Here is a 14,363-nt window from a genome sequence, read left to right as displayed (position 1 = left end):
TTTATCTCTAACTAAGTCGTAGATAAATTCAAAATCAACATATTGATCAATATGTCTTAGAAGATGATCTTGAGGGACTAAATCTTCAAGAGAATAGAAGCCCATTTGACTACGACCAATCATCGTTTGTTTACGAAACATGCCTAAACCTCTCAATCAATAACTTGATACCTTTATTTTACATAGAAAAAAGACAAACTGCAATTATTTTGGGAGTTTGTCTTCAGTCTGAAAGAACCAAGAGGTTCTTTTATTTTTATTTCATCACAATATAATCCGGTACGGCTCGATCATCTTGACTAGCAACAATCGTCTTACCATTGACAGATAGTTGACTTGAACCACCACTATCAAGTAATAACATATTTTGGAGCTTCAAATTTGATACTGATTTCATTATATTATCATAACCTGCATTTGTATCACTCAAGATAGCATAGAGATTATTATCTTTATCATTCGCAATAAAAATATGGATCTTCCAATCTACTGAGCCATCACTTGGTTGAATTTTACCATCACGGATAATCGCAGTACCAAAATCATAGGCTTGTTGCCCTCCGTTTTTAATAATAGTTGAAGCAGGTGTACTTGAATCATAAATTTTGCACGAACCATCTTTGTTAATAACAAAAGCATATTGAGTCGTTGTACCTGGACTCCAGTCTTGAATCAACTTTCCATTATTAATTTGAAATCCAGCTACTTGTCCTGTCTGCATATTAAATGCGGAAGCATTCATAATCAAAGCATTAGGATACTTAGCTATAACTTCTGACATTTTCATCCGTTGATCCGTACGATTGGTAACTGTTTTTAAGACTTCCGGATTGTTAATTCGATAAATAGTGATATTATTCGTAGATAAATCAGTAAATTTATCTAGATTTACCTTTGAGGGAACTTTAACCCACTCTGGTAAACCAGCATCATCTACAAGTACTATACTACCCACAGCAGCTTCTTCACCTTTTTGCTCTACATAACCATTAGAAACCGAAGTTTTGGTCGGTTGATCCGAACTGTTTGTTTTCGTATGATCAGTAGGAATAAGTGAATCTATTAAGGCATAAGCCCCTGCTCCTATAAGGGAAATTATTATTAAGATAGGTACAATTATCAGCCAAATATTCTTTTTCTTTTTCTGCTCCATGTCTTTTCCTTTCTTGCTATTCCTTGTTTTTTTACTTGATAAAGTTATTCGCCCAGCTCTTTTCTGAACCATTCTTTTAGCTCTTTTGGTGAATATTCTTCTTGTGCAATTTTCTCCATTTTTGATGCAAGGATATTTAAACCTTGAGCAAATTGATAGAGGTGCTCTTGATCTTGAGCTTTAAGATAATCTCTTTTTCTGCTCATAATTATACTAAGCTCAGCGATGAAATCTGATAATCTTATTATATCATTTTTGTCTAAATCATCATTAAATGTTACATTTTTCAGTGTATTGTCAAAATTATTAAGATTTGTCAAAAAGTTCTTATGAGATAATGTTTTTTTTTCATCGATTTCTTGAAAGAGGATAGCAAATTGATCAAACGAAGCTTTAATTGTATCTAATGGATGTTCGAGAATTTCTTGTTTTTGATCTATACGTATATGATTTCTTGATACCCGATTTTTCATTTTTCCTAAAAGTTCTGAGGCCATAAGCCATAGCTGTGTCTTTAATAAGATATTAGAAAGAGTATAGATGAGTACACCTAAGATAATTTGGAGTATCAGCTGAATTATTGTCATTTTAAACGATTGATTCATCCAAAAAACTACGACAAACATCAATAAGCCTGAGATAAAATACTTCCAAAATCCACCAAATAAATCACTGAATGAAAACTCTTTTCTGATTGATAAATATTGGTAAGCTGTAACTGCAAATTCAGATACCACAGTTGCTACCGTTGCTCCGATCACTCCAAATAACGGTATAAATGCTAGATTAACAACGATATTTAAAATAGCACCAAAAGTAACTGAAAAAGTATATGGTTTCATCCTATTTAAAGGCAAAAGGTACTGAGTTCCAAAAACATTACTCATTGGAATGAATATGATAATCGGAGCTTCAATCATCATGATTAAACCAACCATCTCAAAAGATTTCCCCCAAAAAAATGGTGCAAATTTCAAAGAAATCCCTAAAATTCCAAAAAATATACCAAATGAAATCCCTGTTGCGATGTTAAACGTTTTTACAATAGAATTTCTAATTCCATTTATATTCCCTTCTGAGTGCATACTTGCAACACGAGGTAACATAACAACTCCAATTGTTCCAATAATAGACAAAGCCATTTTAATCATCGAATCAGATTGCTGGAAAAATCCTGCATGGACAACAGAATCCATAAGTCCAATCATAGATTTATTTGCCAACCAATAAATCTGGACGGCAATAGTTGGAATGAACAGGATAATTGTATAATGCAAATGCTTTTTAAGATTTAGATTCTTTAATTTTGGTTTAAAAACTTCATGTTTTAAATATGGCCACAATGAAATACTTCCCAATAATCCGCCAATGCACATAATTGCAATATATATTGGTAAATCATTACTATTCTTTACAAAAATAAAAATAGAAATAACAGTTAAAATTTTAAATATAAAATTTCTAGTAACAGTAACTTTAAAATTTTCTCGCCCCATAAAGTACCAAGAAATATCAAAAAGACTTGTTAAAATCAATAAACTTTGCCAAGCATAAATATCTTGGTATTTTCGACTCACTATAATAAAAATACCAAAAGCAAATAGTGAAATTGCTGCAGTAATCCAACTCAAAAAGTTAATTCCCCAGAAAATATCACTTCTTTTTTGCTTATCATTTTGATGATAAGCAATTTCTCTATTTCCATAAGTTGATGTTCCTAAAACAGCCAGTAACACAAAGTATTGGACATTTGCCCCTGTGAATGCATAAATTCCTACTCCATGAGCCCCAAGAACCCTTGATACGTATGGAGCTGTAACCAAAGGTAATATAACAAGTAACAATTGATATAGTCCATTTAATAAAAAATTCTTTACTAATTTCATAATATTTATTCTCTCTGCACTAAGAAATTCTCCCATTTAGCTAGTATTAATACTATTATTAAGTACGTAAAAAAGCCAATGTTTTATATTCAATTTTAAAACTAAAATAGTTTCATTTTTAATGAGTTATATTGTTTTATCCCAATTCTTTTTATCAAAAATATTTGAATTTTTAATTTGATATAAGATTTCAAAGGAATAACCCCCCTTATACTCAATGATTTTGTAGCTTGATTTAAAAGTTCAAAATCTGGAGTAATACTAACTTCCCGTGCGTAAGAAAAATAGGAATATAATAACGCTCTACACAAATAGTTTATGCTTTCTTGATTATTCACATTTTTAATTAATAAATCTTTTTTTAAAAATTGTCCAATAGCATCTAGGTGTTTTTTAGAATTTTGAATATTCCCTAAAATACTATCTTCTCTTACTCTATAAAAATAGTTTTTTCTTTTTATAGCCCTAACTCTTCTTGCTAATAATAATGCACGAGGCATAAATTCTACATCCTCTAGAATAATCCCTTCTTCAAATCTTAGGTGATTAGAATCTAAGAAATCTCGTTTATATAATGATAACCAAACCATCATTTTTAAATTATAAATAGATAGTAGTTTTAATAATTCTCCTCCTGTAATTACTAAATCTGGTTTTAGTTTATTTACATCTACATCTTCCCATGCCAACTTATTATCAGAATCTTTAGGTCGCTGAAAACTCCCACGAACAATATCAAGATTTTCTCGTTTAGCTTCTATATATAAACATTCCAAGAATTTATCATTTAAATAATCATCCGAATCAATAAAACTAATATACTCTCCCTTAGCATACTCCAATCCCGTATTACGTGCTGAAGAAAGGCCCCCATTTTTCTGGTTAATTAAGATAATTCTTTTATCCCGATCAATTAAATCCGAAATATTCTGAATACTATCATCTGTTGATCCATCATTTATTAAAATAATCTCAATCTCTTTTAGAGTTTGGTTTTGAATAGAAATGAGACATTCTCTCACGTATTTTTCAACGTTGAATACAGGTACTATAACAGAAACTTTTACTCCTTCATTCATTCTTCATTTTCCTTATTTTCTTCAGTTATATGTGGTTTTAACCATATTCCTAACCACAAAAGTACGAAATTTGTCGCATAAGCATAAATCATATTTTCGACGATACCATAAATTGAAAGTGCAATTATTGGAATAAATAATACAATAAGTTGTTTTTTAACAATTTTTCGAATTAATAATAAATAAAAAATCAACAAAATAATTAAAAAAACAATACCATACCTTATCATCACAACTAAATAACTATTATCTATAAAGTTATAGGTAAATCCTAAAGAATAATTTGGTACTCCTTCTGTACTAGGGATATAAGCAGGATTTCCCATAATACTCATTCCAAAAATTTTATAGTTTAATTCTCCTAATGCAATGCGTCCAGTCATAATTCTATTTAAATTATACCAAAATGTATCAGCGATATACACTCTTTCCGTTAAGGATAAGATTGTAAAAATTAGACTTCCAATAAAAGAAACAACTGAAACCCATCCCAGAAAAATTACTTTTCTGGCTTTTTTAATTCCTTTAAACTGAGAAATAAAAAAATAACAGAATAAAGAAATAATCAATCCAAATATGGCACCACTTGAAGCACTAAGAAGTATCATAAAATAAAAAATAATTTGAATTATCCACCATAAACTATTTTGTAACCTAGAATATCTCTTATTTTCTATCAATTTAAGAACTAAATTAAGAATACAACCAATCATCAGAACTCGACCAACTGCATTATGATTTGGAAAACCAAAAGTCCACCCTTGTCCTTCTCCAAATGCAGTAGTTTGATATAAATTTGTTGTCACTCTTATTAATAAAAAAAACATCATCGTGAGAAAATAAGACCAGTAAACATAGTAAAAAATCTTTATAATATTATAAACTTCAATCCTTCTTAAAGAAAATGAAACAAATAAAAGACCAATAACAGAAGTATCCCTTAAAATTTTATAACTAATAATTCCAAAGATAGCAAAAGGAACAAAAAAGATGAGATCTTTTAGGTGATTTATATTAAAAATTAGAGAAATAATAAAAATTACAAAGTAAATGTACTTCTGATTATTTTCGAATGCTCCAATCAAATTTAAGTTTGCCAAATTCTGTACTAAAATTTGAAAATATAGCAATACTCCAAAAATTATTCCTAGAATAAAATTTAAAGATTTTTCTTTATTTCGATTTATCATTAATTTCTCCATCTAAAAACTGATTGAATTTGTAAAAATAGTTTTCTTCATAAAATGGTTCTATGGAATTCTTTATATTACTTGATTGAAAGCTAATTTTTTTTTGAATAAATTTTTTCAATATTAGAGCGAGTTCGTCTACATTTCCTAGTTGATAACATAAACTATTTTGTGATGATAAAAAAACTTTTGGACCTTCTATATTACTACTAATTACAGGTATACCATATGATAATGCTTCAATCATTGATAGTCCAAAACCTTCATGTGTAGAAGTAGAAATAATAGCAGCTGCTTGTTCTATTTCTTCAAAAGGGGAGTCTTTCCAACCAATAAATTTTATTTTTTTATCAATTTTAAGTTCTTTTACGTATTCTTGTTCTTTTATCCTATCCTCTCCATCCCCATAAATATCTAAACTCCAATTCAAATCTTTTATTATTGAGAAAGCGTCAAGCATTTCTTTATTATTTTTTTGAGTTGTACTTCCAAAAGTTAATCTCCCTATGTAAATAAATTTTTGATTATTTATTGCAATGGTTTTTTCTTGTCTTTTAACTGGATTATATAAAGTTATTATTTTTTCTTTAGGATAATGCTTTTCTAAAAGAAAATCTGTATTTTCATCCGTAATAGAAAGAAAAGAATCCGAATACTTTATCAATTCCTTAAAATTTTTTTCAGAAAAAAATTGGGAAGTTTTTAAACCAAAATGAATCCAAGATGAGATTTCAAATTTTTTCAAATTAATTTTTTTAGCTATTGCTAATATTTTTAAAGTATCTAAATGAATAGTAATAACAATATCTGTTTTAATTATTGAAAAAAATAGTAATTCAAAAAGAAATAAAAATTTCCTAATCCCTTTTATTTTTCGAATAAAAGAGAAGGGAAAGAAATTAATTTGTTTCACTCCTTTGTTTACCCATTTTTTTGTTGAAATTGATCCAAAATTTACAATAGATACTTCAAATTTTGAACTATCTTTATAATATTTTAAAACATCATTAATGACTTTTTCAGTTCCACCATTTCCTCCAAGCAAATCAACAAAAACAATTATTTTTTTCATATCAACTCTAATTACCTTTCAAAAGATGATGGGGAGGGTAACAATATCTCAAAATTTTGCAAAATGTGTTTCTTCACTTCATCAAAATTATTTTCATTAAATATCATATCATTTATTGCTGTCATTTTATATTTTGGTTTTGAAATACTTTTATAAATTTTTTCGTTGCTCTTTAAATCATCATTTACATCGATGTTCCCCTCACCAATTTTTATGCTTCTTGGCACAAAATTTCCCGTACAGATTTGCCAATCTTGAAGAAGCCATTGATTAATGTCATAAGGACTTCTAAATTTATTCATACATGTCATATCAAAAATATCGTGTTCTTTTCTCCAAAGTTCTTCAAAAGTTCCTTTTTGGAGAGAGGATGGTAAATGATCATATCGAATTCCTGAGAATTTTTTCCAAGGTAAGAGACAAAAATTAGCTAATAAATATTTTCCGTATTTTAGGTTAAACCACTGAAACGGATGCTTCTTCATAACCTCTTGCCGTGAAAAATATTCATTAATTATTTCCATATTCATTATTGGTGTGTAATTATGATGTCTTTTTTCTGGTGTTGCGACACTTAATGTTGCTTCATTACAGGGTAATCCTTTTTTAAAAAAATCAGTTGGTTTAAGTGCCTTCAAAATAAACATATCGTCATTAAAGTAAACAAAATTTTTTGACAAATTTTTTATACGATAAAGATTTAAATCAATAGTATTAGAGTTAAATGTCGGTAAATATTTTTCAGGAATAAAATCTTTGTGATTTATAATTTCTAGTTTAGGATTGTCAGTATCTAACCAATCAGGTAAATGTCCCCACGTTACAAAGTAAATTTTATTTACCCAAGGTGAAAATTTCTCTATTCCTCTAAATAGATACTTTAACGTCCCCATATCTCTAAAGCGAATATCCCTATCATCACTTTCATCACTTTCATTATCCAGTTCATATTTTTTTTTCTCTTTTAACCATTTTGGATCATTCCCATCCACCCAGGTTATCACAAAGTCAATTTTTTCTTCCATAATTTTCCTCATTATTTGTTCAATGTGCCTTATTATAACCCACTTATTTTTTTAAAATATAATTCCATATCATGAGCATTTTTATTTATGTCATATCCAGCATATTCTATATCTCTTTGATTTTTTTTAACATCTCTTTCACTATTAAGAGTGATTTCCTCAATTATCCATTTTTTCCATGGTTCAATTTTAAGAGGTAAAGTAACTACTGTATCACAAATATTTAATCTTCTATCCAATGTGTCCGATATAGCAAGAGGAACAGCTGATGCCTGCGCTTCTAATCCAACTAACGGTAGGCCTTCCCAAAGAGAAGGGAGAATTACTGCATCTGCTGCAGAAAAGTAGCCATTAATATCATTTGATGGCGTTTGAAATATTATATTTTTTGTTAAGCCCTTTTCTTTTATTTTAGAGCGTAATTCATTTAGTAACTCCCCCTCGCCCAAAAAAATCATTTTGATTTTATTATCGTGAATGTTTGACATAAGTTTCACACTAAAATCATGATTCTTTTGTTTTGTAAATGTACCAACCTGTAGAAGTAACTTCGTGTCATCAGTAATCTTTAACTTTTCTCGAATTTCTTTCCTTTTTAACACATCAAAATAAAAATGCTTCATGTCAATCCCATTTGGAATTACAATAAAATCATTTTGATTAAATAGAAATTTACCGGCATCTTCACTTGCAGCAAATCCTAAATCATAATGTTTCAAGAAATATTTTTTCAGCACTCTATCGATATAAGGATGTTCTGTTACAACATTATGTGCATGAACAACTTTTTTTACTTTTAATTTTCTTGCCGAAAAAAGCTCAACTGATAATGTAGAACTATTTCCGTGAATGTATACGATATCGTAATCATTCATTTTAAGTAGTTGTCTTAATTTTTTTGAATAACTTATCGGTTTCCTATTCCTGCTTCCCCAACAATAAATTTTTCCTCCTGTAGATTCTATGTGCATTTTATAATCATCTTCAATTTCATTATTTATCACAAATTCAATTATATTATTTTTTCTTAAAACATCATAATAATTCATAATCACAGTAGAAATTCCATTTCTCATAAATGGTACAGTGTTAATAATAAGTATTTTCATTATTTTTTTATCTCTTTTTTTAAAGATCTGGCTGGCACTCCTCCAACAACGTCATTCGCTTCAACATTATTACATACTAAAGAATTTGCCCCAACAACTACATTATCTCCAATAGTTATATTACCAATAATCTTTGCACCTGCTCCTATATCTACGTTGTTTTTTAAATTTGGAGTTCCTTCTCCATTTTTACTCGACTTTGCCCATCCAATTGTTACCTGGTGTCTCATTTGATAGTCATTACCAATACTTGCATCTGCTTGAATAAGCATACCAAAGGGATGATAAACTCGAAGTCTCTTTCCTATTGTAATGGAAGGAGGAAATTCAGAATTACATATTATTCGTATTATTAACCAATCTAGTATTTTATATATAATAAATAAAAACTGACTGATGATCGGAATGTGGATCTTTTTATTAACAAAATTTCCAAATCTAAATATAGCAATAATAATTGCGCTGAATTTAGTATTATTTTTAATTTCCCAAAATAAATTTTTCAATCTCATACCTTATTTCTTTATTATCGAATATATTTCTGTATAAAGTTTATCTATAAATTCTTTATTATGGCTATTTTCTAATATATTAACTACTTTTTTTGACTTCTTAATACCTGATAATAAATTTTCGATATTTTCACATAGTATAAGTGGATAACCTTTGTCCATAACTTGCTTACTTACCAAAAGTTGGTGATCGTTGACGTGCTCATTAAATTTTAGTTGACGTGGTACGACTACTGGTATTTTACCTAACCTTAAAACTTGCATATATGTGGACGGGCCACCATGTGTAACAACCACGTCAGCTTTTTTTAGACAGTCCGCCATTTCATCATACCCGATTACTTTTGCCCATTTTGTGTACTTTGGTTCATAAGTCGAGTATCCAATCTGTATGAATACTTCCTCTTTTATTTTTCCATCGCTAACCAACTCATCTACTTTTTGTATCAGACGATTAAAAGGCTGCTCATGCGTGCCAACAGTTACAAAAATCATTAAAATATTCCTCCTAAATTAATCGCTTTAGGATAAACTTTCTTTAGTTCTTCCCACTGGACTATAAATTTATCTGTTACTGGATATACTAATTTTCCTGTAAGTGTGGGTTTATCAATTCGATCAAAAATTTCAATATATACTGTTTTTGCTCCGAATAACTTTCCTAGCCAAAAGAATGGCACAGCCACCGCAGCACCACTTGAAATAATCAAGTCTGGCTTTTCTTTTCGTAGTATTTTAAATGCTAAAATAGTATTTTTGATCGTGTTTTTTATATTACGATTTGTAGGGTAGTAGCAAGGATATAATTTCTCGTTTTTAAGAATAGATTGTGCATCTGGTTTATCAAATGTAACCCAAAACCGTTCTTCATTTTTCCAAAAATCTTTTAACAAATATAAATGTGTTAAGTGTCCGCCACTTGAACCGACTAAAGCTATTTTCATTTTTTAATAAGCATCCTTCCCGTGCATGCTTTGTACAATTGTGAGTACCAAAAGCCTCATATCATTTTTCGTACTATGGTACTGGAGATAATAGAGCTCTAAATCTGCTCGTTTAGGAAAAAGAACTTTACTTCGACCATGTGTTGTCCAATAACCAGTAATTCCAGGTTTACATATCAGTAAATAAGGGAGGCGTTCCCCATATTCTTTCGCTTCAAAAAGCAAAATTGGCCTTGGACCAACTAATGCCATATCTCCTTTAAGGACATTAATAAATTGTGGTAATTCATCAATTGAGTGTTGTCTAATAAATGAACCAATCTTCGTCACACGGGGATCATTTTCTAGTTTATTACCATTGGCATGATAGGCGGCTTTAACTTCTGGATGTAGCTCTAGATACTGCTCAGCATTAACTATCATTGTCCTAAATTTCAAAATATAAAAAATTTTCCCGTTTTTTCCATACCGTTTTTGTTTATAGAACATTGGCCCTTGATTTTTTTTTGAGCTCATTTTGTAAGGGACATAAAGCAATGCAGCCGCGATAAGAAATAAACCTGAACCCACTAATCCCCCTAAAATATCAATCCCTCTTTTTATAATTATCTCTCTGTGAGAAAATCTTTTTAATTCTACTAACTTATGCTCTTCCAGTTCAGGTGATGAGATATCCTCAGAAACTTCCATTATTTACTCCATTTAATCCCTTTAAAAAAATCCTAAAAATTTTTTTGTTTTGATCTTTGTTGGTTTTTCTTGATAAAAACTTTCGTTTAAAATCACTGACTCTGCATTATTTTGAAACATTCGTGATACACCAGAACCATAACTATCTTCAATCATTTCAAATGCTTCCTTCATCTTAAATGCACGTGACGTCACATTATGCGCATCTGATGCAACAAAATGCGTAAGATGGTTTTCTATCATTTTAAATGACAGCTTTTGTATTTTTTTACCAAAATGACCAGTGACACTTGAAGCTGTTATCTGACTAAGTACTCCTTGTTCAACAAAATCAAATAATATCTCTGGGTTCTCAATGATTCCACTATTACGTTCAGGGTGGACCAAAATAGGTTGAAGTCCCTCCAATTGAATATTATAAAAAAGTTCTTTAGCATAAGCTGGCACATGATTTGATGGAAATTCAATCAGTATATAACTTGAAGTGCCCGCTGCTGTCAGCAACTTTCCTTCAGAAAATTCTTTTAATAAATCACCATATATTCTAACCTCTTGTCCAGGCAAAACTTCAATTGGCAATTGGTACTCATCAATGATATTTTGGACTTCCTTAACTTTTTTCAAAATAAGGGGTGATTCATTATTAAATTGAGGATTATGATGAGGAGTGGCAGTGATGGTTGTTATCCCTTCATCAATTGCTGATTTCAGCATTGTCAAAGTATCCCCAGAAGTTTTAGCCCCATCATCTATTCCCGGTAAAATATGGCAATGAATATCAATCATTTTCTCTCCTAGCCTACGAATTTCGTTCTTTTATTTGATTCAAGTTTATTCCAATTATTCTACTCCGTAGTAGTAATACGATGGTGACTCAGAAGAGTCTACCCCATGCAAAACAACCCCTAAAATATTTGCATTAACTTGTTCAAGCATTTTTTTTGTTTTTGCTAAACTCTCTTTTTTTGTTTCATAGGCACGTACAACAATAACTGCTCCTCCTACATAACTACTCAAAATTTGAGCATCAGTAACTGCAGAGAGAGGTGGAGTATCAATCAAAACAACATCAAAGAGATCGGACACAGAGTCAATCAAATTCTTCATTGCACTAGATGCTAATAATTCCGATGGATTAGGTGGAATTGGACCAGAGGTAATTATTGTAAGATTTTCAGAAAGTCTTGTCCCTTGTATGGCATCTTCAATCGAAGATTGATGCATTAAAATATTGGTTAACCCTACTCTATTTTGTACTTTAAAAGTAATGTTAACAGTCGGTTTACGAAGATCGCCATCAATTAAAAGTACTTTTTTACCTTGTTGTGCAAAAGCAACAGCTATATTAGCACTCGCGGTTGATTTACCTGCAGCTGCTTCTGAAGATGTTACTAGAAAACTTTTAATCCCTTGATCCGCCATTTTAAAACCAATGGTCGTACGAATCGTACGATATTGTTCGGAAATAGGTGATTGAGGATTGACACTGGTAATAATATAACGATTATTGTCTATGCTTCTTTTATTTTTAGCCATCCTGAACTCCTATCTTTTATTCCTTTTTAATGATCTATTTACTTCATGGTCGCTAGGCGGACTTGACTTAGTTCCCGATTGCGTGCCATTTTTATTTGTATTCTTATTAAAATCACTCATTTGAGCATAGGTTGTTACACCAAGAACCGTGAGTCCCAGGGTTTCAATATCTTCTTCTTTATTAATTTTGTTATCAAACAATTCCTTCAATAAAGCAATGGCTAAACCTAAAACTAGTCCGGCTATAACAGATATCGCTAAATACAATTTAGGTTTAGGACTAATTGGTGTTGTTTGAGCTTTTGCTTTGGATAAGATATTAACATTCGTAACGTTCAATAAATTAGCTGCTTCCATACTAAATATGTTTGCAGTCTCATCTGCAATCTTTTGAGCAACATAAGGATTAGAATATTTAACAGTAAGTGTGATAACTTGTGAATTTGTTAGATTTGTTGCTGTAACTTGTTTTTGGAAAGCATTACTAGGTAGATTTAAATTACTCTGAACTTTATCAAGAATAACCGGGCTTACAATGACTTGGTTAATTGTATTGGCCATCTGGATATTCCCAGCCACTTGTCCAGCATAGGCTGACGAATTATCTGAATTTGGTAGTTTAACGACAAGTTGAGTTGAGGCTGTGTAAACTGGGGAGGCTATAAAAAATGTGTAGATGCTCCCTAATGTTGTGACTATTAAAGCACTAAATAATATTAAACCTAACCTTTTGCGAATAATTTTAAAAATCCCTCTTAAATCAATCGTTTGTTCCTGTATTTCCTGCATTTCTTCTCCAATATTTAATAATTGTTATTTATAACTTAATTAGTTTGCTGTAAAATATTTAGTAATATAATCTAGCCAAACCTTATTCCCCGAATCATTTAATGTTATATATACTCCATCATCAGAAAACAGCCCCTTCATTTCATCAGAATTTTTGTCTGGGTAACTAGCCCAGTAGTCTATATAGGGATACTTTGTAGATAAAGATTGTTTAAATTGTTCTTCTTGTACGGGGTACACAACACCACCATAGATCGGTGGAGAGGGTTGAACTATCACCTCCGCTCCTGTACTAGCCAAATTTGTTATAAGCTGCTCATTACTAGTCAGTGAGGCTGTTGCATCAATGTTCTGGTTATCATTAAAAAGTGGAGCTTCATATAAAACAACATCAGGATTAGTGGCTAATACTTGGTTTTCAACTTTTTCAGCCAATAATTGTTCACTAGTTTCACCATTGTAAGTGATATTTTTGATTTTCCAAAACTTATTTCCATAATATTTTTGTAAGTTTTGTTGAAACTGTTCAGAAATAACTGAATCAGATTGCCAAATACAAGTTAAAGTAACTTCTTTATTTTTTGATGAAATATCATCTATTTTATTTTGAACTGATTTTGGTAAATTTTTATAATACTTTTTATAGGTAAGGTCTATCTGATTTTTTTCACTGCTATTTTTTACAACTTCTTTTCCTTTATTAGTTTTTGAAAGATTATTTATCCTAGAATTATAACTATAAAAACCTCCAATTATCAATGCTATAGATATCACTATAGTAATTACAAAAATTCCTTTTTTCATCATAGTAATAAGAAAAACTCCCTAAATTTATTATTGTTATAACTCTATTTGATACTCTAAAAAAAGCCATTTTTGACAAATTATAAAAATTTCTTTTTTCTCTTCTTGAGTTAGAGTTTTAAAAAGATTAATTGCAGAACTGTCACTAGGCTCATCAATTATACCCATCAGATATTTTGGAGACACATTAAAATACTCTGATAGTCCTATTAACCTTGTCCAGAGGGTTCTCCTCCCAACTTATAATTATTCAAAGAATTTCTAGGGTAACCCAATTCCCTTTCTATTTGATTTGCAGATTTACCACTCGATTCAACTAATTCCTTTAGACGATGGTAAAATAAATCATTCATAAATATAATCCCTCTTTTTATTAACTTCTGTAAGAAAAACCTTAATTTTTCTGAAAAATTAAATCAAAACTTGCTTAATTTAAACCATTTTGGTATTTTTTTAATTTTTAATACTATATTAATATATTATATAATATAGAATCTTTTAATGCAAGTGAAGATATGGGTTTCAAACTTTAAACTGCAAGAAATTTTACGTATAAATAAAGATATAAGTTTAA

15 protein-coding genes and 2 pseudogenes are annotated in these 14,363 nt (G+C 30.0%); all 17 read right to left on the bottom strand.

Annotation, left to right across the window (positions count from 1 at the left end; all coding sequences use genetic code 11):
• A pseudogene (locus LRA01S_RS11330) lies at window positions 1-141 on the bottom strand (IS5/IS1182 family transposase); the annotation flags it as partial.
• A 115-nt stretch (window positions 142-256) separates the two neighbouring features.
• Entirely contained in the window at window positions 257-1,153 is an 897-nt protein-coding gene (locus LRA01S_RS09305; RefSeq protein WP_061775347.1) for a phosphodiester glycosidase family protein, read from the bottom strand.
• Between the two features lie 44 nt (window positions 1,154-1,197).
• Window positions 1,198-3,039 carry a flippase gene (locus tag LRA01S_RS09300; protein ID WP_082785443.1) on the bottom strand — a complete coding sequence of 614 codons (1,842 nt, stop codon included), beginning with the start codon at window positions 3,037-3,039 and terminating at the stop codon, window positions 1,198-1,200.
• A 101-nt stretch (window positions 3,040-3,140) separates the two neighbouring features.
• Complete coding sequence (locus LRA01S_RS09295) at window positions 3,141-4,118, bottom strand: glycosyltransferase (RefSeq protein ID WP_061775346.1); 978 nt, start codon at window positions 4,116-4,118, stop codon at window positions 3,141-3,143.
• Window positions 4,115-5,308, bottom strand: coding sequence for a hypothetical protein (locus tag LRA01S_RS09290; RefSeq protein ID WP_061775345.1), 1,194 nt, complete (start codon window positions 5,306-5,308; stop codon window positions 4,115-4,117). The genes LRA01S_RS09295 and LRA01S_RS09290 overlap by 4 nt, the downstream gene beginning before the upstream one ends.
• A complete protein-coding gene (locus tag LRA01S_RS09285) occupies window positions 5,292-6,380 on the bottom strand; it encodes a glycosyltransferase (protein WP_061775344.1) in 1,089 nt (362 codons plus the stop codon). Before LRA01S_RS09285 ends, LRA01S_RS09290 begins: the two co-directional genes overlap by 17 nt.
• Before the next feature lie 11 nt (window positions 6,381-6,391).
• Window positions 6,392-7,405 (bottom strand): Stealth CR1 domain-containing protein, encoded by a 1,014-nt coding sequence (locus LRA01S_RS09280; protein WP_061775343.1) that lies wholly within the window; start codon window positions 7,403-7,405, stop codon window positions 6,392-6,394.
• 32 nt (window positions 7,406-7,437) lie between these two features.
• Window positions 7,438-8,514 (bottom strand): glycosyltransferase, encoded by a 1,077-nt coding sequence (locus tag LRA01S_RS09275; protein WP_061775342.1) that lies wholly within the window; start codon window positions 8,512-8,514, stop codon window positions 7,438-7,440.
• Window positions 8,514-9,020 (bottom strand): serine O-acetyltransferase, encoded by a 507-nt coding sequence (locus LRA01S_RS11325; RefSeq protein WP_163604806.1) that lies wholly within the window; start codon window positions 9,018-9,020, stop codon window positions 8,514-8,516. Before LRA01S_RS11325 ends, LRA01S_RS09275 begins: the two co-directional genes overlap by 1 nt.
• A gap of 9 nt (window positions 9,021-9,029) precedes the next feature.
• Window positions 9,030-9,521 (bottom strand): glycosyltransferase, encoded by a 492-nt coding sequence (locus LRA01S_RS09265; RefSeq protein WP_061775340.1) that lies wholly within the window; start codon window positions 9,519-9,521, stop codon window positions 9,030-9,032.
• Entirely contained in the window at window positions 9,521-9,970 is a 450-nt protein-coding gene (gene pssD / locus LRA01S_RS09260; protein WP_058212379.1) for a PssD/Cps14F family polysaccharide biosynthesis glycosyltransferase, read from the bottom strand. The genes LRA01S_RS09265 and pssD overlap by 1 nt, the downstream gene beginning before the upstream one ends.
• A 3-nt stretch (window positions 9,971-9,973) precedes the next feature.
• Complete coding sequence (locus LRA01S_RS09255; RefSeq protein ID WP_061775339.1) at window positions 9,974-10,660, bottom strand: sugar transferase; 687 nt, start codon at window positions 10,658-10,660, stop codon at window positions 9,974-9,976.
• Window positions 10,661-10,681: 21 nt separating this feature from the next.
• Window positions 10,682-11,446 carry a tyrosine-protein phosphatase gene (locus LRA01S_RS09250; protein ID WP_061775338.1) on the bottom strand — a complete coding sequence of 255 codons (765 nt, stop codon included), beginning with the start codon at window positions 11,444-11,446 and terminating at the stop codon, window positions 10,682-10,684.
• Between the two features lie 54 nt (window positions 11,447-11,500).
• Window positions 11,501-12,196: a polysaccharide biosynthesis tyrosine autokinase gene (locus LRA01S_RS09245; protein WP_061775337.1), complete on the bottom strand. Its 696-nt coding sequence runs from the start codon at window positions 12,194-12,196 to the stop codon at window positions 11,501-11,503.
• Between the two features lie 9 nt (window positions 12,197-12,205).
• Window positions 12,206-12,985 carry a Wzz/FepE/Etk N-terminal domain-containing protein gene (locus LRA01S_RS09240; protein ID WP_061775336.1) on the bottom strand — a complete coding sequence of 260 codons (780 nt, stop codon included), beginning with the start codon at window positions 12,983-12,985 and terminating at the stop codon, window positions 12,206-12,208.
• 39 nt (window positions 12,986-13,024) lie between these two features.
• A complete protein-coding gene (locus LRA01S_RS09235) occupies window positions 13,025-13,792 on the bottom strand; it encodes an SGNH/GDSL hydrolase family protein (RefSeq protein ID WP_061775335.1) in 768 nt (255 codons plus the stop codon).
• 33 nt (window positions 13,793-13,825) lie between these two features.
• A pseudogene (locus LRA01S_RS11470) lies at window positions 13,826-14,142 on the bottom strand (helix-turn-helix domain-containing protein).
• Window positions 14,143-14,363 lie beyond the last annotated feature (221 nt).

It is taken from the genome of Pseudolactococcus raffinolactis NBRC 100932 (assembly GCF_001591765.1).
GTDB classification, from domain to species: Bacteria; Bacillota; Bacilli; order Lactobacillales; family Streptococcaceae; genus Pseudolactococcus; species Pseudolactococcus raffinolactis.
This window is presented reverse-complemented; position numbering and strand designations above follow the sequence as displayed.